The following is a 23124-nucleotide window of genomic DNA, read 5'->3' on the forward strand; positions in this document are numbered from 1 at the left end:
TATGGATTCTCTTCACTTGTTGTTCTGGTCTGTTGGTATCTACGTGATTGGCGCCGTGCTCTCGCTACTCTTCGCAAAGCAAGAGCGTATCGCGATTTGGGCCACCGGCATCAGCGCTATTCTTGGCGGTATTATCGGACTGTGCAGCGCGTTTCCCGTATTGATACAGACCGCAACGCTCACATTTTCTGCCGCAGGCCCCTTCCCTTTTGCCGAGTTAGTGATTCGCATGGACCCATTGGCGGCGTTTATGGTGTTGGTCATTTCGTTGCTGGTCACCCTGTGCGGGCTCTATTCGCTTTCTTATGTCGAGGAGTATCGCGGGCGCGGCGCGTGGAGCATGGGGTTCTTCATGAACCTGTTCATCGCCTCCATGGTGGCGCTGGTCGTGATGGACAATGCTTTTTACTTCATCATTCTGTTCGAGATGATGTCGCTCGCTTCATGGTTTTTGGTTATCGCCGATCAGGACGACGAATCTATTCACGCAGGCCTGCTCTATTTCTTTATTGCCCACGCAGGTTCCGTGCTCATCATGATTGCGTTCTTCTTGATGTGGCAGCAAAGCGGCAGCCTCAATTTTGCCTCCTTCCGCAGCCTCTCTCTTTCTCCTGGGCTGGCCTCGGCCGTTTTTCTGCTGGGCTTTTTTGGCTTTGGTGCCAAGGCAGGGATGCTACCGTTACATAGCTGGCTGCCTCGTGCTCACCCTGCGGCACCTTCTCACGCATCGGCGTTAATGTCTGGCGTCATGGTCAAAATTGGCATTTTCGGCATCATCAAGATCGGTGTCGACCTTTTGGGTGCCACCGAACTGTGGTGGGGGATCGTGGTGCTAGGATTTGGCGCCGTATCTTCCGTGTTAGGCGTGCTGTATGCGCTTGCCGAGCACGATATCAAACGGCTCCTCGCCTGGCATACGGTTGAGAATATCGGCATTATTTTAATGGGCGTGGGCGTTGGCATGGTTGGAATGGCCACTCAGCATCCGGTTCTCGCCGCGCTAGGCTTGCTCGGTGCGCTCTATCACCTGTTGAATCACGCCGTATTTAAAGGGCTGTTGTTCCTCGGCGCGGGCGCGGTTATTTATCGTGTGCATACCCGCGACATGGAAAAAATGGGCGGCCTCGGCAAGCTTATGCCTTGGACAGGACTCGCGTTCCTCATCGGTTGTATGTCCATTTCGGCACTCCCCCCGCTCAACGGCTTCATCAGTGAGTGGTACACCTATCAATCGCTGTTCTCAATGAGTCATTCCGGTGATTTCATCATGCGGCTAAGTGCGCCAATTGCCATTGTGATGCTAGCCATCACCGGCGCACTCGCAGCGATGTGCTTCGTTAAAGTTTACGGCATTAGCTTTTGCGGTGGTGCGCGCAGCGAGCGGGCCGCTCAGGCTCGTGAAGTGCCTTGGCCGATGACGCTATCCATGTTGCTTTTAGCGTTACTGTGCATATTGCTTGGCGCAGGTGCCAGCGTCGTTGCGCCCATCATCTCTAGCGTAGCCACAACGCTCGTCAACACTCACCCCATCACCGTATCTGAAGGATTGCTATTGGTTCCCGCGCAAGCATCCCAAGCGATGCTTTCCCCGGCGGTTATGTTCATCTTATTACTCGCCTTACCGCTGCTGCCGCTGCTGGTTTATCTGGCATTGCGCGGAAAACAGCAGAAATTTCGCCGCCATGGCGATCCTTGGGCCTGCGGCTACGGCTGGGAAGACGCCATGTCCGCCTCCGCGGGCAGTTTTACGCAACCACTGCGCGTGATGTTTATGTCGCTTTATCGACTGCGTAAACAGCTTGATCCATCCCCACTTTTAGCGCGCGCGTTGGATAGCACCACACGCGGAGCCGCGCGAGCAGAACCGTTTTGGGATGAAGGCATCATTTATCCACTGGTGCGTGGCGTGCGCCGTTTTGGTTTACGCGTTCAAAATTTGCAGGGCGGCGATTTCAGGCTGTATTGCCTCTATATCGTGGCCGCATTGGTGATCCTACTTTTGATTATTGCGGTGTGAGGAGAAAATCATGTTGATGCAAGAAACGCCCTCGCTGGCAATGGGGATCTTCGCGCTAGTGCAAGCGATTATCCTATTAGCCATGACTCCGCTGATGACCGGTATCTCACGTCAAATCCGCGCCAGAATGCAATCTCGGCGCGGGCCGGGGATTTGGCAGGATTATCGCGACCTTAGCAAACTGTTTAAGCGCCAAGAAGTCGGCCCAGCACAATCCGGTATTATCTTCCGCCTAATGCCCTACGTTTTGCTCGGCAGCATGCTGCTGGTGGCGATGTCTCTTCCCGTCTTCACACAGACTGCGCCCTTCGGCGGCGCGGGTGACTTAATCGCTCTGCTGTATCTTTTCGCGCTATTCCGCTTTTTCTTCTCGCTTTCCGGTTTGGATACCGGCAGCACTTTCGCCGGCATTGGTGCCAGCCGTGAACTCACCCTAGGGATCTTAGTTGAACCAACGTTGATTCTGGCTCTTTTAGTCGTAGCGCTTATCGCGGGATCGACCAACATTGGCACTATTAGCGCCACCTTAACTCAAGGATGGAGCTCACCAACGGCAACATTTTTGGCGCTGCTGGCCTGTGGATTTACCGCTTTTATCGAAATGGGAAAAATTCCCTTCGACGTCGCCGAAGCCGAACAAGAATTGCAGGAAGGGCCGCTGACCGAGTATTCAGGTTCGGGACTGGCCTTGGTGAAGTGGGGAATCGGCCTTAAGCAGGTCGTGGTCGCAGAACTGTTTTTGGCGGTGTTTATTCCCTTTGGCAAGGCCGCCACGCTCAGCGCATCCGCGCTCTTCTTCGCACTGATCCTCATGCTGATCAAACTTCTGGTGGTATTCGTGCTGGCCTCACTGGTGGAAAACAGTTTGGCTCGCGGTCGCTTCCTGATGACTCATCGTGTGACATGGCTTGGCTTTGGCGTCGCAGCGCTAGCCTTCGTGTTCTACCTAACCGGTCTATAAGGAGCTACCACCATGATGGAAAATATCGCTCTAACGACCCTTTTGCTACCGTTTATCGGCGCACTTATCACCGCCTGCGCGCCCAAACGTTATGCTAAATGGCTATGTACATTCTTCGCCCTAATCCCAACCTTAGGCACGCTGGCTCTAGGTTGGCAATATTGGCTGCACGATAAAGCCGATGTCACCTATACCCTGCTCAGCTACGGCACGGTCGAGCTGTTTGGTTTTACCATTGACCGAATCAGCACGCTTATCGTTTTTGCTGTCGTGTTTCTTGGCTTCTTGGTCAGCCTTTATTCCACCGGCTATCTCACCGTTGGTAATAAAGAGCATCCGCATGAGGGGAGCAATCGCTATTACGCATTTCTGCTGATCTTCATAGGTGCCATGGTTGGGCTGGTTCTTTCATCCACCATTCTGGGGCAACTGCTGTTTTTCGAAATCACGGGCGGCTGTTCCTGGGCATTGATTGGCTATTACCAAACGCCAAAATCTCAGCGTTCCGCCATGAAAGCGCTGCTTATCACTCATGTGGCCTCGATTGGTCTGTATCTCGCTGCCGCCACGCTGTTCCTTAATACCGGCACGTTTGCCCTCAGCGCTCTCGCCAATTTGCACGGCAGCGCCAGCTATATCGTGTTCGGCGGTATCTTGTTTGCCGCATGGGGGAAATCGGCCCAGCTACCGCTACAGGCGTGGTTACCTGATGCCATGGAAGCGCCAACGCCTATCAGTGCCTATTTACATGCGGCATCAATGGTTAAAGTCGGTGTTTATATCTTTGCACGTGCCATCCTCTCTGCCGGAGAAGTGCCGCATATTATCGGCTGGATAGGCATCGTCATGGCCACCATCACGCTGATTTATGGCTTCCTGATGTATCTGCCGCAAAAGGATATGAAACGCCTGTTAGCATGGTCGACCATCACTCAGCTTTCTTATATTTTCCTCGCCCTCTCGCTATCGATATTCGGCTCTAAGCTGGCCTTTGAAGGCGGTGTGGCTTACATCTTCAACCACGCTTTTGCCAAGAGCCTGTTCTTCTTGATTGCCGGAGCACTCAGCTACAGCTGCGGCACCCGAATGCTGCCGCGTTTGAAGGGCGTGCTGAAAAAAATGCCGCTGCTAGGCATCGGATTCTGCGTGGCCGCCTTAGCCATTACCGGCGTCCCCCCGTTTAACGGCTTCTTTAGCAAATTCCCTATTTTCGCCGCAGGTTTTGCGCTTTCACATGAGTTTTGGGTCATGACGCCATTAATGGTGTTGGTACTCATCGAGTCTGTCGCCAGCTTTGCATGGTTTATTTACTGGTTCGGTCGCGTCATTCCCGGCACGCCGAGCGAAGAGGTCGCCCAAGCGGCACCGGTTCCTCTGGCTATGCGTATCGTGCTGGTGGTGCTGATCGCGATGTCGGTGTTCTCAAGTTTTATCGCCGTTGCCTGGCTTGGATAAGGGAGTCAACTATGACCGGATCATTAATCGTTAATAACCTAGCAGGGCTGATGATGCTCACATCGCTGCTGGTCATTGGAGCCAAACGCCCTACCGCTTCCTGCTGGCTCTATGCTTTGCAGTCGTTGGTTCTGGTGCTGATATTCTTCACGTTATCGCAAACCCTTGAGGCTCATCAGTTAGCCCTTTGGGCCATCAGCGCTTTCATCACCAAAGTGGTGATGGTGCCGCTCATTATGGGCTATGCCTTCCGCAAACTGTCAGACCCCTGCGCCAATGGCAGCATTATCAGTATGTCGATGCTGATGCTGTCTGCTGCCGTTATCGTTGTGCTGTGTTGGTTCGTGGTGGCACCGGTTCAACTCCCGTTACTGGCAACGCTAAAACCCGCGCTGGCGGTCTCTCTTGGGCACTTCCTATTGGGGCTGCTGTGTATCGTGACCCAACGCAATATTTTAAAACAGGTATTTGGCTACTGCCTGATGGAAAACGGCTCTCACCTCACTCTCGCACTGCTGGCATTCCGTGCACCAGAGTTAGTTGAAATCGGTATTGCCACCGATGCCATTTTTGCCGTGATCGTGATGGCGGTGCTAGCGCGCAAAATTTATCGCACGCTCAACACGCTGGACGTTGAACAACTCACGGCGCTGAAGGGGTAACGCGATGAATCAAGAATCGATTTTATTTCTCCTACTGGCGACGCCGTTAATTGCCTCGTTGTTAACCTTTGCCAGCCGCCTGCTGGGTGATTCAGCCCGCATCGTGGTCACGGCGCTACACAGCATTGGCATTCTCGCGCTGTTAATCGTCGCCCTGTGGGTGGTCGCGATGACCGCCGAACACGGCGAACTCTTATCGGCTAACCACTGGCTGCACATCGACAGTCTCAGCGCCCTATTCTTGGCAATTCTGGGCGTGATTGGCTTTTTAACCGGGATTTACTCGATTGGCTACATGCGCCATGAAGTCGACGAAGGAGAAATTTCCGTCCCGACGCTGTGCAATTACTATGGTTTCTTCCACCTGTTTCTCTTCACCATGCTACTGGTGGTCACCAGCAACAACCTCATCTTAATGTGGGCCGCCATTGAAGCCACTACCTTAAGTTCAGCGTTTCTGGTGGGAATTTACGGCCAGCGATCGTCGCTGGAAGCCGCATGGAAATACATCATCATTTGTACCGTCGGCGTCGCCTTCGGCCTGTTTGGCACCATTTTGGTTTATGCCAATGCGGCCAGCTTTATGCCCGATGCCAACAACGCTATTTTCTGGACGGAAGTCCTTAAGCATGCGAGCGAACTAGACCCAACGCTGATGCATTTAGCCTTTGTATTTATCCTGATTGGCTTCGGAACCAAAACCGGGCTATTTCCTATGCATGCGTGGTTACCGGATGCCCATAGCGAAGCGCCCAGCCCCACCAGCGCCCTGCTTTCTGCGGTGCTGCTGAACTGCGCGCTGCTCGTTATCATCCGTTACTACATCATTATCAGCGCCGCTATCGGACCCGTTTTCCCAAGCCGATTACTGATCGTATTTGGCTTGCTGTCTGTGGCCGTTGCTGCGTTCTTTATTCTGGTTCAGCGCGACATCAAGCGCCTACTGGCCTACTCCAGCGTCGAAAACATGGGGCTGATTGCGGTCGCTATCGGCATCGGTGGCCCGCTAGGGGTGCTGGCGGCCTTGCTGCACACGCTTAATCATAGCCTCGCCAAAACCCTGCTGTTCTGCGGTTCTGGCAACGTGTTATTGAAATACGGCACGCGCGATCTACATGCGGTGAAAGGCATGCTCAAAATCATGCCGTTCAGTGCCGTACTCTTCGCGGGAGGCACATTAGCGCTCGGAGGTATGCCTCCATTTAACGTCTTTATCAGTGAGTTTATGACCGTTGTTGCCGGTTTGGCGGCGGGGCATGTTTGGCTCACCGTGTTTATCTTGCTGCTGCTGACCATCGTACTCGGTGGCTTAGTTCGCATGGTGGCGTGCATTCTGTTTGGCGACGCCCCCGAAGCCGTCAGCAAAGGCGAGCTGGGGCTGTTCACCACCTTACCGATGGCGATCCTGATCGTGCTGATGCTGGTCATGGGGACACACATTCCCCAACCGGTAACGCGTCTACTGGAAAACGCCGCCACCATCGTCATGAATCCATCATCAACGCAGGCCCCGACCTTCAACTGGCCGTGGGTCGCAGCACAACATGTGCCGTCCGCGCAATGCGCATCAACATCCTGCATGGAGAAGTAATGTGAGCTACCTAAATGTGGTGAATAGCAATCAACAGGGTGAAAAGCGCGGTGCGGGTTATTTAAAAAAACTGCGCGAAAAATTTCCCAACGGCGTACTGGACGAAGAGTGGCAAACCGCCGATCAGCTCACCGTTACGGTGAAAACCAACGAACTGCCAGAGATTGTGGAATATCTGTACTATCAGCTCGGCGGCTGGCTGCCGGTGTTATTTGGCAACGATGAACGTTCCCTAAATGGTTATTTTGCGGTTTATTACGTGCTGTCGATGGAGGAAGGCGAGAAGTGTTGGGTCACGGTGAAAGCCTTGGTCAGCGCGACCACGCTGGAATTCCCTTCGGTCACCCCTCGTGTTCCGGCTGCGGTATGGGGTGAGCGTGAAATCCGCGATATGTACGGTTTGATACCGGTGGGTTTGCCCGATGAGCGGCGCTTAGTGCTACCTGATGACTGGCCTGACGGCATGTATCCGTTGCGCAAAGATGCGATGGATTATCGCCAACGCCCAATGCCGACCACCGATGCCGAAACCTATGAATTCATCAATGAACTCGGCGGCAAAGATAACCGTATTGTGCCGATTGGCCCGATGCACATTACCTCGGATGAACCTGGACATTTCCGCTTGTTTGTCGACGGCGAGCAGATTATCGATGCTGACTATCGGCTTTTCTACGTGCACCGCGGGATGGAAAAGCTGGCTGAAACCCGCATGGGTTACAACGAAGTCACCTTCCTCTCAGATCGGGTATGTGGAATTTGTGGCTTCACCCACAGCGTGGCCTACACGACCTCGGTTGAAAATGCGCTCGGTATCGTGGTTCCGCCTCGAGCCCATACCATTCGCAGTATTTTATTAGAAGTCGAACGTCTGCACAGCCACCTACTTAACCTCGGCCTATCGAGCCACTTTGTCGGCTTTGATACCGGATTCATGCAGTTTTTCCGCGTACGTGAGAAATCCATGATGATGGCTGAGCTGCTCACCGGTGCACGCAAAACCTACGGCTTAAATCTCATTGGCGGCATTCGTCGTGACATTCTCAAAGCCCAGCAGATGAAAACCCTGCAATTAGTGCACGAGATGCGCGATGACGTCACTCAGCTAGTCGATATGCTGATGAATACGCCGAACATTGAGCAGCGCACACAGGGCGTAGGTATTTTAGATCGTAAAATCGCGCGTGATTTCAGCCCCGTTGGGCCACTGATCCGCGGCAGCGGTTTCAAACGGGACATGCGTTTCGACCATCCGTATGCCGATTACGGCAACCTACCTAAAACGTTATTTACCTTCGACGGCGGCGATGTGTTCTCGCGCGTGATGGTACGCGTGAAGGAGGTTTTCGATTCTTTAGCCATGATCGAATACGGTTTAGATAACCTGCCCGAAGGCAATCTGCTGGTCGAGGGCTTTACCTACCAACCACACAAATTTGCTCTGGGTTATGCCGAGGCACCACGCGGTGAAGACGTGCATTGGAGCATGCTGGGCGACAACCAAAAATTGTTCCGCTGGCGCTGTCGCGCAGCAACCTACGCCAACTGGCCGGTGTTACGTTACATGCTGCGCGGAAACACCATTTCCGATGCACCGCTTATTATTGGCAGCCTTGACCCCTGCTACTCCTGTACCGATCGGGTAACCCTAGTTGACGTACGTAAGAAAAAATCCAAAACCGTCTCCTATCGGGAAATTGAACGCTATAGCGTTGAACGTAACCATTCACCGCTGAAATGAGGGGTAAACAATGCTGAAACTGTTTAAGACCATCCTCAAGGCCGGTGAGCCAACGGTGAAATATCCGTTCAAGCCGCTGGACGTTTGTCCCGGCTTTCGTGGCAAACCAGAATACGATCCCGAACAATGCATCGCCTGTGGAGCCTGCACCGTCGCCTGCCCTGCTAACGCATTAACGATGGAAACGCATCTCCAGAGCGGCGAGCGCATTTGGCAATTGTTTATTGGTCGCTGTATTTTCTGTGGACGATGTGAAGAAGTATGCCCAACGCGAGCGATTGTGCTGTCACCTGAGTTTGAAATGGCGGTCACCCGCAAGCCCGATTTATACGTAAAGGCAACGTTTCAACTCCAGAGCTGCCGCAGCTGTCATCGTCCTTTTACGCCGGTGAAATCGGTGGAATATGCCATGGCGCTGCTGATCCAGTCTGGCGTCGATGCCGCCAGCGTTGAGGAAATGCGCCCCAAGTTTGAAACCTGCCCTCGCTGCCGACGTAGAGATGACCTAAGCCATCATGAGCATCAGAACCTGAGCTATCACGTTGGGGAGAAAAATCAATGAGCCACACACCGAGTCAGATAGGTCACACAGCCAGTAAACCCATTCAATTGGATGAGTCGGCAACGGCGCTCAAACAAACTCTGCTCAGGGATATTAAACGTTCAGCCTATGTCTATCGCGTCGACTGCGGCGGCTGCAACGGATGCGAAATAGAAATATTCGCTGCGATCACTCCCCTGTTTGACGCCGAGCGTTTTGGTATCAAAGTGGTTCCCTCACCGCGCCATGCCGACATTCTTCTGTTTACCGGTGCGGTCACGCGGGCGATGCGCGTTCCGGCATTACGTGCTTATGAAGCAGCGCCCGATCCTAAAATCTGTATTTCTTACGGTGCCTGCGGCTGCGGTGGAGGTATTTTCCACGATCTGTATTGCGTATGGGGCGGCAGCGATACGATTGTTCCGATTGATGTTTGGATCCCCGGTTGCCCGCCAACACCTGCCGCAACAATTTACGGTTTTGCCGTCGCACTCGGCCTGCTCGATCAAAAACTTAAAGGCGTTAACCACCAGCAGCAAGCGAATGAGAAAGCCTCGTTATTGCTGCCACAAACGCTGCCTGAACTCAGAATCCTTGTCGAGCGTGAGGCACGGCGTTTGGCAGGTTATCGGCAAGGACGCGAGATCAGCGATCATTTCCTCGGGCTACTACAAAATGGCGATGCCAACACCGTGGCAGGCAATATTGCACAATGGTTACAAAGTGCTGACGATCCACGTCTAAACGAAATCGTGCATCGGCTACAAAGCCTGCTGGCAACGGGAGGTCGGTAATGACTGGAGAGGAAAAACCAAATAAGAACAATGTGGTCTTTTGGTCACTGCGGCAAAAATTTCTTGATAGCGGCGATGTTCCCGAACAGGCACAGCAGGTGATGTATTACTCCTTGGCGATTGGTCATCACGTGGGCGTGATTGACTGTCTGAATACCGAGCTGACCTGCTCTTTAGAAGCTTACCAGAACTGGATTTCACTCTTACCTGAGGGTGATGCACAGCGCAAAATGCGTGGACTACTGACTTTTGGCGAGATAACGATTGATATTACGCACACTCAAATGCTCGCCAACGCGTTTGCGCCGCTATGTGAGTCAGCAGCAACACCTTTTGCCGAATGGAGTTCAACCTTAATCCGCTTGTTAACCGAGATAGTTCGCGAGCCCGCCATCTATCTGATGGTGAAAAAAAACACCGGCCAACACCTAACTGCCTGAGCGCAAAATGAATAGGAAGCACAGCAATGTGCTTCCCAAACAATACATTATTAGCGATCTCCAAATTTACACTTCGCGGGCAGAAATGCCTAAACGCTGCATCCGCGAGAGCAACGTGGTGCGTTTGATGCCCAGTTTAACCGCCGCACCGCGTGGCCCCGCCACAATGCCGTTAGTTTCACGCAGCACCTGAACAATACGCTCTCTTTCTTCTTCATCATTTTCTGGTGCTTTGGTTTGCAGGATCTGCGCCATTTTAGAGATTTTGTCTGCCACATGGCTTTTGGTTGCAGGGATGCGCAAATCATTAAGCTGCAAATTAAGCGGCCCGCGACGGGTCAAAATCACCGCCCTTTCAATTACGTTTTCCAGCTCACGTACGTTGCCTGGCCAAGGATATCGGCTCAAATGTTCCAAGGCTTCGGCGGGAATACTGTCAATATCACGATTCATGCGGCGAGCCAGTTTTTGAGTGAAAAATTTAGCCAATAAGGGAATGTCGTCTGGCCTTTCACGCAACGGAGGCAACAAAATCGGAAAGACATTTAGCCGGTAATAAAGATCGCCACGAAACTCACGTTCAGCCGCCATGTGTTGCAAATCACGGTTGGTCGCTGCAATCACACGTACGTTAACAGGAATTACGCGATTTCCCCCTAAACGCTCAATCTCCCGCTCTTGTAAAACTCGCAGCAGTTTAGGTTGCAGTTCAAGCGGCATATCGCCGATCTCATCTAAAAATAACGTTCCGCCCTCGGCCATTTCGAAGCGCCCAAGATGGGTATTGGTAGCACCGGTAAATGCCCCTTTATCATGGCCAAACAAATCGCTCTCCAGCAGACTGGAAGGCACCGCCGCACAGTTCATTTTTATCATGGGGTTATTATGTCTGGCGCTAAGCTTATGAATGGCGCGAGCCACCATCTCTTTGCCGGTTCCCGTTTCCCCCAAAATTAATACGGTGCTATCGCTTTCAGCGACCATTTCCATTTGCTCAACCACATCACTCATCGCTTGGCTTTGGTAAATAATATCGCTGAACCCGTCGCTATTTTGGATCTGTTCATTGAGCCAGATATTTTCATGCGCCAGACTATCTTTACTGCGGGTGATCTGCCCATAAGCGTCGGCGTTTTCCACCGCAATGCCGATACGGGCCGCGATCTGAGCCAAAAGCTGGCAGCTATCGCGGGTAAAAATAGCGGGATCGGGGTGTGCTAAAATCAGAACGCCAAGAGGCTTGTGGTTAAACGATAACGGCAGAAAAAATGCCGCCTGCATGCCTTTTTGAGCCAATGTCTGAAGCAATGGATCTTGTCTCCAATCGGCTAAATGCTTATGGGTTTGCACCAGAATAGATTGATTCTCATGCAGTGAACGCGCCACTATGCTGCCATCCAGCTCAAGAGAAAATTGGCGGCATGTAACAGATTGATGAGGCAAATAGTCACTGGCGTATACCACCAAACTTTGCTGCTTACCGGCGTCGCGTAACGCCATGCCAATCGATGCAATGCCAAAAAAACGATGGATCTCTTTCGACACTTCTGCCACCAGCGCATCCGTTTCAAGATGTGATAGCACAGAATTGGTGGTATCCACCAAAATCTGACACTGATCGCGTTCATGGCTTAAATTCACGCACTCTTCCCGCAGGCGTTCTTGCTCCAGTAGGCCTTCAATAACCGGGGTGACTAACCGCGCGAGCCAAGAAAAAAGCACTTTATCGTCAGCGCTAAACAGCCCTCCGTCATTACGCACAAATCTGAGCTCAACCAGCGTACTGCCCGCAAGCTTGACCACGTGCAAATTGGTGTCGCTCACACTCCCCGAAAAAGCCGTTGCCGAGCGCTCAACGCTGCCGTCATCAAAACAGCGATAATAAACACCGTCGTTGAGATGAAGTTCGATAAATTGCACAGGGCTAAAGGGGGGCGGTAGAGGGATAAATGCTTTGAGCGCAGAAATGCTGTCGGTTTGGCCAAGCAACTGCTGCGTAACCAGAGAGACAACCTCCTGCCACGGTAAATTTTGCGGAGTAACAACGCTAGTAAGAATACTCGTTTCGCTCGGCTTCATAATATCGCAACGTTATCATTCTGATTATTGAACCCCCAGTGTAATACGTTTTTAAATTAATATAACAAGTGACACATTATTCTTTGATCAGAACAGGATATTTTTTATTGTCTATCATCCGCATATATCCGCGTCATCTTTAATAATCAATTTTTGTGATCTCGATAGTTATTCCACATTCGCCATAAAGTTTTTTGGTACGCAACGTGCATGTTTTAACGTGAATATAGAATCACACTTTCAATTCGTTCCTTTTTTATATCAGATGATATGACAGGAGTTAGCTATGAGCACAGGCAATCCATTTGATTTACGCTTGCCGGATGAAATGGCAAAAGTCGCTGAACAAGCAGGATTATATAAAGCAACGAAAAAGAAAGAGCTCTCATTCTTTCTCGCATTAACCGCTGGCGTATTTATTTCCCTCGCCTTTGTCTTCTACATCACCGTGACAATGGGCCCTGCGCCCGCAACAGGAGTCACCAAGCTGGCGGGCGGGTTATGCTTTGCCTTAGGACTGATTCTGGTTGTCGTTTGTGGCGCCGATCTCTTTACTTCTTCGGTGCTTACCGTGATGGCTAAGGCCAGTGGGCTCATCAACTGGCGTCAATTAATAACCAACTGGATCATTGTGTACATCGGAAATTTTGTCGGCGCTATGCTGCTGGTTGCGCTTATCTGGTTCGCAGGTCAAGCGATGAATAGCAACGCCCAGTGGGGGCTCAACGTTTTACAGACCGCCGATCACAAAATGCATCATACGTTTATTGAAGCGGTATGCCTCGGCATATTGTGCAACCTAATGGTTTGCCTTGCCGTATGGCTCAGTTACTCTGGGCGTACTTTGGTCGACAAAATTGCCGCCCTCTTATTACCTATCGGCATGTTCGTCGCCAGCGGTTTTGAGCACAGCATTGCCAATATGTTTCTTATCCCACTGGCGATCGTTATTCGCAATTTTTCACCCGATATATTCTGGCAAACACTGAATACCACCCCGGATCGGTTTTCTGCTCTGACCGTAAATAATTTTATTACAGACAATCTTATCCCCGTTACTATTGGTAATATTATCGGCGGTGGCGTATTAGTGGGCATTACCTATTGGATGATTTACTTACGGCATCCTAAAAATGAACGGTAATATCATCGTCATTAATGACGATATGAATCACTCATTATCATAATGGCGCACTGCCATTGTGATAGACATGAAAAAAAAGTTACGCGTAATATCTGAACCGATGAGTTTTATTTGAATTCGTCAGATTTGACGATTTAAAAATATCATTTTTAACTGCCAATATACCAAGATAAATAGGCGCATTTTATATGCCAAAGAAGCAGGTTAATCTTATTCAACATGACACGATAGAGGACCTTTCGGTCTGTTTTATCGCGTATTTTGAACGTTACGGCAAACCGAAAAAAACCTGCTTCTTGGCACATTTACAAACGTTATATCAGATGCACACTGGCGTAAACCTTCCCACAAGCGGAGACCATTCTCATCATCTTGAAAGATTACTCAGCCAAGCAACAAAAGCATGGCATATCTACCGCTACCACACTTTTGACCGACCCACGAACAGAAATCAAAACCATCTACAAGCGGGACGCGTATTTCGCGTGAATAACTGGAGCGTTCGCGACCTTTATCAGTGGTCGAAGAAGAATAGCTTTGACCTCTTTAATCATCTCAAGATGCGGGGGGCGAAAAAGCTGCAGTGTGTTTACCTCTACGATGAAGAACAGCCCTATTACATTCGTTGGCGCTCTGCCGCCGCAGGCATTCATCCCTATGACATTATTGATTTTTCCTGGCGGGAGATTTCCACCTATCGGCTGATTCTCTCTGAATCATTGATCGTACACAACCGCTGCACTGGCACCGAAAATGGCATCTGCGTTCATGGAAATAGCTACCGTTCCATTCGCGATGCCTATGAAAGTTTGATGCCAAATAAATCTTACGGTGCCATTTGTCGTTTACTGCGTCATGGGGCGACTCCAGATGAAGCATTTGATGATGGCGAGTGGGATCGAAAGAAAAGCTAAAATATTTTCATTTTTCTGCATCCAATCCACCTGCCCGTCCGTATATGAGTATGTGAGGCACAGAGCCTGACTTTTCCCCTACTCATAAGGAACGCATCATGAATATGTTTACCCGTACCTTACTTTGCTCATCTCTGCTGGTGTGTGGCGCTTCTGCATTTGCACAAAACATGTCTGAAGCCTCCATGATGTCTGGTGGTACTACCATGGTCGGTGGTGCAACAATGTATCCACAAAAAAATATCGTCGAAAACGCAGTGAACTCTAAAGATCACACCACCTTGGTTGCGGCAGTCAAAGCCGCCGGTTTAGTCGATACCCTGCAGGGGAAAGGCCCTTACACCGTCTTTGCGCCAACCAATGAAGCATTTGCCGCGCTCCCCGCAGGTACAGTAGATACCCTGTTAAAGCCGGAAAACAAAGCCAAACTGGTGTCTGTACTCACATATCATGTGGTTCCCGGTTCTCTGGATATGAAAGCACTGGAGAAAAAAATCCATCAAGGTAATGGCAAAGCCATGCTTAAAACGGTGAACGGGCAAGATATCTGGCTATTACAAAACGGCCCGCACAATATTCAGATTAAAGATGCGAACGGCGGCGTCGCTAATATCAGCACGTATGATGTTCATCAGAAAAATGGCGTCATCGATGTCATTGACAAGGTGCTCCTTCCTAAATAAAGCCGTCTATACTTGCTGCAGGTGATTTCTGTAGATTATTCCTGCACAAGGTAGAACGATGAATAACGGCGATATTGAGCCTCTAACACGATTAATCCAAGAGGCTGCTCGGGGAAACCGAGCGGCCTTTGAAGATCTTTATCGCCAGACGTCGCCGAGGCTTTATTCGGTTGCCGTGCAAATATTGCGTAATCCGGTATGGGCGCAGGATATTCTGCAAGAGAGTTTTATTACCATTTGGCACAAAGCGGCTACCTATCAGCCAGGGCTTAGCAGCCCGCAAACTTGGTTGACCCATATCGTGCGCAATCGTGCCATCGATGGTTTACGTAGCGGTAGCGCACGCTATGAAATACCGACCGATGACGAATTTGACACGGAGATGGGTGACAACGGCATTAATGACGATCCGCTACAGCACATCCAAGATAACGTGCAAAATTTACGGCTTAAAGAGTGCTTAGCGGGGCTGCCTTCCGATCAGCAGCAAACCGTGGTACTGGCTTATTATCAAGGGCTGTCACATGGCGAAGTTTCTGCCTTTCTCCACCAGCCACTGGGGACCATAAAAAGCTGGATACGCCGTGGACTAGAACAACTTAAAGGATGCTTAGGCTTATGATCCCTCGCACTGAACATCTCGAACAACTGGCTGGCGAATACGTGCTGGGCACGTTACGCGGTTTGCCTCGAGCACGGTTCGAGCGTTGGCTAGAACAAACGCCTGAGCTGCAAGTTCACGTACTACGTTGGCAAAATGGCCTCGCACCGCTTGACGATCTCTATCAGCCAATTCAGCCTCCGGCTCACGTTTGGCAAAATATTGTACGCCAGCTAGACAGCGAACGTGACAACGTCACAAGCATCAAATCGCATTGGATTAAACGCCATGGTTGGATAGGCGTAGCTGCACTAGCGGCGGCCTGCTTGTTATTAGTCTTACTCCCAAGAACATTGGTGAAACCTTTTGCCCCGCCGTCTGAAGTCGCGGTACTTGCCACACAAGACAATAATATGCGCTGGCAGGTTAGCTTAAATCCAGACAGCCATGCGTTAACGCTAACACCTCCACGTGGGTTGAATATTCCTAGCGATCGGAGCTTAGAACTGTGGGCGATACCAAAAGGTGGCAAGCCTATTTCACTCGGTATTATCAGCAATACCGCATTGAGTGCCGTTTCGGCATTAGGTAAACCAATTATTAATGGCAGCCTATTGGCTATAAGCCTTGAGCCGCGTGGCGGTTCCCCAACCGGACAGCCAACAGGTAAGGTTCTGTTTACAGGCAGTATTCAACTGTAAAATAGGCATTGTTCTCGATATGCCCATCGCTTCAGCCTGCGCCGCTAGACCAGTCGTCTAGAAAATACGGCGCAGTGCTTTTTCCACGCCCTGCTTTCGTGCTAAAATCCGCCCCTTAAATTTGTGTTCCACTCAGACTGTGAGAGTCTCATGTCAGATAACAGCCAGAAAAAAGTGATCGTCGGGATGTCCGGCGGCGTTGATTCCTCCGTATCCGCCTACCTATTACAACAACAGGGATATCAGGTTGCTGGCCTGTTCATGAAGAACTGGGAAGAGGACGACAATGAAGAGTACTGCTCAGCGGCGACCGATTTGGCCGATGCTCAAGCAGTCTGCGACAAGTTAGGTATCGAACTGCATACCGTTAACTTTGCGGCAGAATATTGGGATAACGTATTTGAGCTGTTCTTAGCCGAATACAAAGCTGGCCGCACACCTAACCCCGATATCCTGTGTAACAAAGAGATCAAATTCAAAGCATTCTTAGAGTTCGCCGCTGAAGACTTAGGCGCTGACTACATTGCAACAGGTCACTATGTGCGCCGCCGCGATATCAACGGCACCACGCAGCTACTGCGCGGCGTTGATACCAACAAAGATCAGAGCTACTTCTTGTATACGCTGAGCCATGAGCAAGTGGCACAGAGCCTGTTCCCTGTGGGTGAACTCGAAAAGCCAGAAGTTCGCAAAATCGCCGAACAGTTAGATCTTGCGACCGCGAAGAAGAAAGATTCAACCGGTATCTGCTTTATCGGTGAACGTAAATTCCGTGATTTCCTTGGCCGTTATTTGCCTGCGCAGCCGGGCAAAATCATGACCGTTGACGGTGAAGAGATTGGCCAACATCAAGGCCTGATGTATCACACGCTCGGACAGCGTAAGGGGCTCGGTATCGGCGGCACTAAAGACGGCGGTGAAGATCCTTGGTATGTGGTCGAGAAAGATCTTGAAAACAACGTGTTGCTCGTTGCTCAAGGCCACAACCACCCAAGCCTGTACTCGAATGGTTTAATTGCCCAGCAGCTGCATTGGGTCGATCGTAAAACCGTGCGTGAACCGTTCCGCTGCGTGGTGAAAACTCGCTATCGCCAGCCGGATATCGCTTGTACCGTCACGCCAATTGATGATGAGCGCATTGAAGTTCGCTTCGACGAACCTGTTGCGGCGGTGACGCCAGGGCAGTCTGCCGTGTTTTACATCGACGAAGTCTGCTTAGGCGGCGGTGTTATCGAACAACGCATCATTGACTAAGTTTTCAGCACCTTACTTAAGCCGGAGCACATTCTTTGTTCTCCGGCTTTCTTATTTACAAAATTCAGACAGTTATAAATAAATCCTTTCTTAAATTACGGTTGAAAGTCGCGTGCTAGACTGAGAATATTCTGACGAATACTAATCAGAGATAAACGATGAATCCGTTACAGTCGCTCGATGTTCTCTACATAAATGCTTGTGTCACCTACGCATCGCTGTCGGTGAGTTATTTTGTGCTTAGCAAACACAACGCATTAAATTCACATTCATCGTTAAGTCGCCGCATTTTATTTGGCGTGATCGCGGGACTCATCTCGCTCTATCTCACGCGCAGTAAAATGTACTTCACTCAGGAGGTTTACTACAGCTTCGAAATTGTACCGATGCTGTTAGTCACTTTCTTTGGTGGCGGTATTGCTGGGATCACCGCATGGCTAGTAAACTTCGCAACCACCGGCGGTTTCGTTCTCGATAATCTGCTACTGGCGGTGATGCTAGTGCCAGTGCTCATCGCGAAAGTCTGGGAGCGTAATACCTTCCGCACCTATCTCAAAACGATCTTTTTTATCACGCTTTATCGCGTCGTAATTGTGCTACCGTTTTTGCATACCAAAGACCACGTTTTAGATATTTTACTCTACCAAACCGTCTCTTTTATTTGTTTACTCGTCTGCTACCAAACGCTTTCTATCAAGCGCCGCAGCGTCGATGCCTTCTTTAAAGTCCGCGCAGCATCTTTGCTTGATCCCATGACGAAAGTGCATAACCGACAGGCACTCGAGCAACAAATGCAGGCGTTGTCGAAGTCACGTTCGCCCTGCTGTTTAGTGATGATCGATATTGATAACTTTAAATCCGTTAATGATACCTATGGGCATTTGGCGGGCGATCAGGTTCTGATTGAAGTGGCCGAACTGATTCGATTGATCACCCGCTCAAGCGATTTTGTGGCACGCTTTGGCGGTGAAGAATTTGCTCTCATTATCAATTATGACGATCTTAATCGCGCCTATCACATCTGTGAGCGTATCCGGTTAGCCATCAGCAACCGTAAGTTCTTCCTCTCGCATGGGCCAAAAATTCATGTCACGGCCTCATTTGGTATTAGCCTGTTTGACGGGAAAACTGCAACCTTAGAAGAAACGCTCAATCGCGCCGATAACGCGCTTTATACGGCAAAACACAGCGGAAAAAACAGGGTCGTTATCGAGTAAAGTTTGCCCCATCGGCATGGGAATCGAGCAGACGTCAGCCAAATATCAGCAAGGGACTCGATTGCCTCTGTGTTTAAGCCCTGCTTTGTGGCATGATCTGCGCTTGAATTTCTACGCGGGTTGCTAAACCTGCGTTAATTTTTCCTTGCCCGCGCATACAGGAGTCTCCGTGGCGAAGAACTACTACGACATCACCTTGGCATTAGCCGGTATCTGTCAATCAGCCCGACTGGTTCAACAGCTGGCACATGAAGGTCAGTGCGATAACGCCGCAATGAGAACGTCGCTGAACAGTATTCTTCAAACTAACCCGCCATCGACGCTGGCCGTATTCGGCGATCATGAGCGCGATCTTAAGTTAGGCCTCGAAACGCTGTTAAACGTGCTGAATGCCAATCGCCAAGGGCCTGGCGCGGAGTTAACGCGTTATTGTCTGAGTCTAATGGTGTTAGAACGCAAGTTATTTGGCAACAATGCTGCCATGCAAACGCTGTCTGACCGTATCAATGTTCTAGACCGCCAACTGGCACATTTCGATCTTGAATCTGAAACGATTGTTAGCTCTTTAGCCTCGATTTACGTTGACGTCGTAAGCCCATTAGGCCCTCGCATTCAGGTCACTGGCTCCCCAACTATCCTGCAAAATCCGCTAATTCAAGCCAAAGTACGCGCTGCATTGTTAGCGGGTATTCGCTCTGGGATCTTGTGGCAGCAGGTTGGCGGCGGGCGCTTGCAGCTGATGTTCTCGCGTAATCGTTTATTCCAGATGGCCCAAAATTTACTTACGCATTGTTAATCCAACGTCTTGTCAGTTCTAAAGACAATATGTTGTTGGTTCTAAAGAATTTTTTAGATTCTAAAGAATAGTTAGCCCAGCGATCGCTCGCTGGAAGATTTACCGATTGGTTACGTTTTTCAATATCCACCACAATCCCTCAGGAGTTGCTACCGATGGAATTATCCTCTCTGACCGCTGTGTCACCGATTGACGGCCGCTATGGCGATAAAGTCACCTCGCTGCGTCCGATTTTCAGTGAATATGGTCTGCTGAAGTTCCGTGTGCAGGTAGAAGTACGTTGGTTGCAGAAATTAGCAGCCTGTGCAGAAATCCGCGAAGTTCCGGCTTTTGACGCCGACGCAAACGCTTACCTTGACAAAATTGTCGCCGAATTCAGCGAACAAGACGCTCAGCGCATCAAAACCATCGAGCGCACCACCAATCATGATGTTAAAGCTGTAGAATACTTCCTGAAAGAAAAAGTTGCCGAAGTTCCTGCGCTACACGCGGTATCTGAGTTCATCCATTTTGCTTGTACCTCTGAAGACATTAACAACCTGTCTCATGCGCTGATGTTGAACACCGCGCGTGAAGACGTGATCAAGCCGCAGTGGCGCAAAATCATCGATGCTATTGCCGGCCTGTCTCAGGAATACCGCGATATTCCCCTTCTCTCTCGCACCCACGGTCAGCCAGCAACGCCTTCAACCGTAGGCAAAGAATTTGCCAACGTGGCTTACCGTATGGAACGCCAGTTCAGACAGTTGGGTAACGTTGATATCCTCGGCAAAATTAACGGCGCGGTGGGTAACTATAACGCCCACGTGGTGGCATACCCTGAAGTTAACTGGCATCAGTTTAGCGAAGAGTTCGTCACGTCTCTGGGTATCCAATGGAACCCATACACCACGCAAATTGAACCGCATGACTATATTGCAGAACTGTTCGATTGCATCGCACGCTTCAACACCATTCTGCTCGATTTTGACCGCGACATTTGGGGCTATATCGCACTTAGCCATTTCAAACAGAAAACCATCGCGGGCGAAATCGGCTCCTCAACCATGCCACACAAAGTCAACCCAATCGATTTCGAAAACTCTGAAGGCAATTTGGGTCTATCGAATGCTGTTCTGGGACATTTGGCCGCTAAATTGCCGGTTTCACGCTGGCAGCGCGATCTGACGGATTCCACCGTACTGCGCAACTTAGGCGTTGGACTGGGCTATGCGTTAATTGCTTATCAGTCCACCCTGAAAGGAATTAGCAAACTGGAAGTGAATCGCGATCATCTTCTGGATGAGCTGGATCACAACTGGGAAGTGTTGGCCGAGCCAATTCAGACCGTGATGCGCCGTTACGGCATCGAAAAACCGTATGAAAAACTGAAAGAGTTAACGCGCGGTAAACGTGTTGACGCGGCGGGCATGCAGGCATTTATCGATGGGCTGGCTCTGCCAGACGACGAGAAAACGCGCCTGAAAGCCATGACACCAGCCAATTATATTGGTGAAGCCATTACTCTCGTTGATAAGCTGAAATAATTAGCATTTCCGCTTCAAGCTGCCCGCGATTGCGGGCAGTTTTCATTCAACCTGTTGTATTTTGTGCTTCGATATAAATCCCTGCCACGAAATCACGCATTTTTCCTTCTGCAATCTGAAATCACGGTCTACACTGAGGATCTCATCCGTCTTAATCAATACAAATAATCCGGACGTTCAACGCTATGAGCGCAGAAAATAGCCTGCAGTTATTAAATAAATTACAGCAAGATATTGCCCAAACTGGCTCGATGCCAATCTATCTTCGATTTAATGAATCTCTCCGTGAAGCCATTGATCAAGGGATCGTCAAACCAGGCGATTTTCTGCCCAGCGAACGCGCTTTCACCGACGCATTAAAAATATCCAGAATTACGGTGCGTAAGGCGCTGGCATGCCTTGAGCAAGACGATATTATCGGCCGTGGCCGTGGCTTTGGTACCATGGTGAAAAATACCCCTACGCCGCCGCTGGCTTACTCCCTCGCGACCATTAAAGGGTTTTCCGGTGAGGTGAATTTACAAGGCCGAACGCCTGGCTCAGTGTGGATCAAGCGTGAGCGCGTGACTGCCTCAGTCAACGTTGCTGAAAAGCTGAATATTCCACAAAACAGTTCAGTTTTCCGCCTAGAGCGTATTCGTACCGTGGATCACAGCCCCGTTTCCGTCGCTATATCATACGTGGTTGAAAACGCCATTGATGACGTTGAGCAAATCGGCAATTCACTATACGACTACTTGCGCGGCCGCCAGATCCAATTTGGTAAGCTTTATAGCCAAATTAGCGCCTGCTTAGCGAATAACGAACTGCGCGAAAAACTGCTGATCAAAGAACCTTCGGCAATGTTGGTGATCCGTCAGACCTTACTCGATCACGAACTGCGGCCGTTGGAGTACAGCATCAACTATTGCCGTGGCGATATGTATGAGTACTCCACCGAAGACTGAGTTCTAACGCCTCATCATCAAAGCGCAACTCACCAATCGAGTGGCGCTTTTTTATTTCCTTCTTTGCGAATCTCTCCGCAAGTTTATTTAGTAATTGCCTTTCAAGCTTTACCGCGCTGTGCACAGCCTCGCACACTGTTATCACCAATGAATTTTCCCCGAGCAATTAAATTTACTCAGGATTACTCTTTTCCCGGACCACCTCATGCCGAATTATGTTGGTGTGCATCTGAAAATACTGCTTGCAAAGCATACAAAAAGGTATAAAATTTTATACACAAAAGGATCGACACCATGTGTGATCAAAAAAGGACTTTCATTGCCATAACGGTTTCTGGTTTAAAACTAACGCCTAGTGTTAAACCTATCGACTGGAGGGGAACATCTAAGAAGGTGCTGCTCTCCTTCTGCGATGAAGTTAAAAAAACGGCGGGGTTTGAGCTTCATCGTGTTCAATATGGCCTTGAACCTCGGCACTGGAAGCCGAGAAACGATCTTGGCTCCGGCATCGTTGAAATCCGAATAGATAACGATAATAACCAATACAGAATCATGTATGTCGCAACATTTGTCGAATCAGTCTATGTGCTGCATTGCTTTACGAAGAAAACGCAAAAGACCTCGCGCATAGACAATGAAATCGTCATGTTGCGGTATAAAGAAATCGTCAAAGAAAGGAGTCTTAAACATGAGTAATCACAACGTAAGCAACCACGTAAATAACCACATTGATACTCAATCTCGCCATTTCACCGAAGCTGATGGCAATATTTTTGCAGACCTTGGTTTTTCTGACAGCCAAGCTCAGCAATTGCATGCGGAATCTCTCACCCAGATAAACGCCGAGTTAGAGATGAAGATCACCCTGATGGTAGAAATTACCCAGTGGATTGCGTCTAACAATCTTAAACAAAGCGCCGCCGCAGAAATATTGAATATTTCGCGCCCGAGAGTGTCAGACGTGGTGAACCAAAAAACTGAGAAGTTTACTATCGACTCACTTGTCGGCATGCTGAGCATGACCGGCAAGCGAGCACGTTTAGTGATTGAATAGCGCGTA

Annotated in this window: 22 protein-coding genes; 21 read left to right on the top strand and 1 reads right to left on the bottom strand. The window is 50.0% G+C overall.

Annotated elements, in window-relative coordinates:
- Position 1: 1 nt before the first annotated feature.
- The 9 genes from hyfB to CPY98_RS11900 are packed head-to-tail and all read left to right on the top strand — an operon-like array spanning position 2 to position 10202.
- Entirely contained in the window at positions 2 to 2017 is a 2016-nt protein-coding gene (gene hyfB, locus CPY98_RS11860) for a hydrogenase 4 subunit B (RefSeq protein WP_096387838.1), read from the top strand.
- A gap of 10 nt (positions 2018 to 2027) precedes the next feature.
- Positions 2028 to 2978, top strand: coding sequence for a respiratory chain complex I subunit 1 family protein (locus tag CPY98_RS11865; RefSeq protein WP_096387840.1), 951 nt, complete (start codon positions 2028 to 2030; stop codon positions 2976 to 2978).
- Between the two features lie 15 nt (positions 2979 to 2993).
- Positions 2994 to 4433 (top strand): hydrogenase 4 subunit D, encoded by a 1440-nt coding sequence (locus CPY98_RS11870; RefSeq protein WP_043493856.1) that lies wholly within the window; start codon positions 2994 to 2996, stop codon positions 4431 to 4433.
- A gap of 11 nt (positions 4434 to 4444) precedes the next feature.
- Positions 4445 to 5095, top strand: a complete 651-nt coding sequence (gene hyfE, locus CPY98_RS11875; protein ID WP_025797022.1) for a hydrogenase 4 membrane subunit — start codon at positions 4445 to 4447, stop codon at positions 5093 to 5095.
- Positions 5096 to 5099: 4 nt separating this feature from the next.
- Positions 5100 to 6686 carry a hydrogenase 4 subunit F gene (locus CPY98_RS11880; RefSeq protein ID WP_096387842.1) on the top strand — a complete coding sequence of 529 codons (1587 nt, stop codon included), beginning with the start codon at positions 5100 to 5102 and terminating at the stop codon, positions 6684 to 6686.
- A complete protein-coding gene (locus tag CPY98_RS11885) occupies positions 6640 to 8427 on the top strand; it encodes a hydrogenase large subunit (protein ID WP_172863845.1) in 1788 nt (595 codons plus the stop codon). The genes CPY98_RS11880 and CPY98_RS11885 overlap by 47 nt, the downstream gene beginning before the upstream one ends.
- Positions 8428 to 8437: 10 nt before the next feature.
- Complete coding sequence (hyfH, locus tag CPY98_RS11890) at positions 8438 to 8989, top strand: hydrogenase 4 subunit H (RefSeq protein ID WP_025797025.1); 552 nt, start codon at positions 8438 to 8440, stop codon at positions 8987 to 8989.
- Positions 8986 to 9762 carry an NADH-quinone oxidoreductase subunit B family protein gene (locus tag CPY98_RS11895; protein WP_043493569.1) on the top strand — a complete coding sequence of 259 codons (777 nt, stop codon included), beginning with the start codon at positions 8986 to 8988 and terminating at the stop codon, positions 9760 to 9762. Before hyfH ends, CPY98_RS11895 begins: the two co-directional genes overlap by 4 nt.
- Complete coding sequence (locus CPY98_RS11900; protein WP_096387846.1) at positions 9762 to 10202, top strand: formate hydrogenlyase maturation HycH family protein; 441 nt, start codon at positions 9762 to 9764, stop codon at positions 10200 to 10202. Before CPY98_RS11895 ends, CPY98_RS11900 begins: the two co-directional genes overlap by 1 nt.
- A 66-nt stretch (positions 10203 to 10268) precedes the next feature.
- Here CPY98_RS11900 and CPY98_RS11905 read toward each other — a convergent pair whose 3' ends face one another.
- Positions 10269 to 12281 carry a sigma 54-interacting transcriptional regulator gene (locus CPY98_RS11905; protein ID WP_096387848.1) on the bottom strand — a complete coding sequence of 671 codons (2013 nt, stop codon included), beginning with the start codon at positions 12279 to 12281 and terminating at the stop codon, positions 10269 to 10271.
- A gap of 286 nt (positions 12282 to 12567) precedes the next feature.
- Between CPY98_RS11905 and focA the strand changes: the two genes are divergently transcribed.
- The 12 genes from focA (at position 12568) to CPY98_RS11965 (ending at position 23118) form a co-directional block, all read left to right on the top strand.
- The gene (gene focA, locus CPY98_RS11910; protein WP_043493574.1) at positions 12568 to 13425 is read left to right on the top strand and encodes a formate transporter FocA; all 858 of its coding nucleotides are present in this window, start codon (positions 12568 to 12570) and stop codon (positions 13423 to 13425) included.
- Positions 13426 to 13613: 188 nt separating this feature from the next.
- Positions 13614 to 14339: a hypothetical protein gene (locus tag CPY98_RS11915; protein ID WP_096387850.1), complete on the top strand. Its 726-nt coding sequence runs from the start codon at positions 13614 to 13616 to the stop codon at positions 14337 to 14339.
- Between the two features lie 98 nt (positions 14340 to 14437).
- The gene (locus CPY98_RS11920; protein WP_025797035.1) at positions 14438 to 15022 is read left to right on the top strand and encodes a fasciclin domain-containing protein; all 585 of its coding nucleotides are present in this window, start codon (positions 14438 to 14440) and stop codon (positions 15020 to 15022) included.
- 58 nt (positions 15023 to 15080) lie between these two features.
- Complete coding sequence (locus CPY98_RS11925) at positions 15081 to 15644, top strand: sigma-70 family RNA polymerase sigma factor (protein WP_043493578.1); 564 nt, start codon at positions 15081 to 15083, stop codon at positions 15642 to 15644.
- On the top strand, positions 15641 to 16324 hold the full coding sequence (locus tag CPY98_RS11930; RefSeq protein ID WP_040046565.1) for an anti-sigma factor domain-containing protein: 684 nt from the start codon (positions 15641 to 15643) through the stop codon (positions 16322 to 16324). The genes CPY98_RS11925 and CPY98_RS11930 overlap by 4 nt, the downstream gene beginning before the upstream one ends.
- Positions 16325 to 16474: 150 nt before the next feature.
- Positions 16475 to 17578, top strand: a complete 1104-nt coding sequence (mnmA, locus tag CPY98_RS11935; protein WP_096387852.1) for a tRNA 2-thiouridine(34) synthase MnmA — start codon at positions 16475 to 16477, stop codon at positions 17576 to 17578.
- A gap of 158 nt (positions 17579 to 17736) precedes the next feature.
- Positions 17737 to 18795 carry a GGDEF domain-containing protein gene (locus CPY98_RS11940; RefSeq protein ID WP_096387854.1) on the top strand — a complete coding sequence of 353 codons (1059 nt, stop codon included), beginning with the start codon at positions 17737 to 17739 and terminating at the stop codon, positions 18793 to 18795.
- A gap of 169 nt (positions 18796 to 18964) precedes the next feature.
- Positions 18965 to 19591 (top strand): high frequency lysogenization protein HflD, encoded by a 627-nt coding sequence (gene hflD, locus CPY98_RS11945; protein ID WP_040046563.1) that lies wholly within the window; start codon positions 18965 to 18967, stop codon positions 19589 to 19591.
- Positions 19592 to 19746: 155 nt separating this feature from the next.
- Complete coding sequence (purB, locus tag CPY98_RS11950) at positions 19747 to 21117, top strand: adenylosuccinate lyase (protein ID WP_096387856.1); 1371 nt, start codon at positions 19747 to 19749, stop codon at positions 21115 to 21117.
- 185 nt (positions 21118 to 21302) lie between these two features.
- Positions 21303 to 22064: a GntR family transcriptional regulator gene (locus CPY98_RS11955; RefSeq protein ID WP_096387858.1), complete on the top strand. Its 762-nt coding sequence runs from the start codon at positions 21303 to 21305 to the stop codon at positions 22062 to 22064.
- Positions 22065 to 22358: 294 nt separating this feature from the next.
- On the top strand, positions 22359 to 22760 hold the full coding sequence (locus CPY98_RS11960; protein WP_051874147.1) for a type II toxin-antitoxin system RelE/ParE family toxin: 402 nt from the start codon (positions 22359 to 22361) through the stop codon (positions 22758 to 22760).
- Positions 22753 to 23118: a helix-turn-helix domain-containing protein gene (locus tag CPY98_RS11965; protein ID WP_096387860.1), complete on the top strand. Its 366-nt coding sequence runs from the start codon at positions 22753 to 22755 to the stop codon at positions 23116 to 23118. The genes CPY98_RS11960 and CPY98_RS11965 overlap by 8 nt, the downstream gene beginning before the upstream one ends.
- Positions 23119 to 23124: the final 6 nt, after the last annotated feature.

This window comes from Hafnia sp. CBA7124 (genome assembly GCF_002355555.1).
GTDB lineage: Bacteria > Pseudomonadota > Gammaproteobacteria > Enterobacterales > Enterobacteriaceae > Hafnia > Hafnia alvei.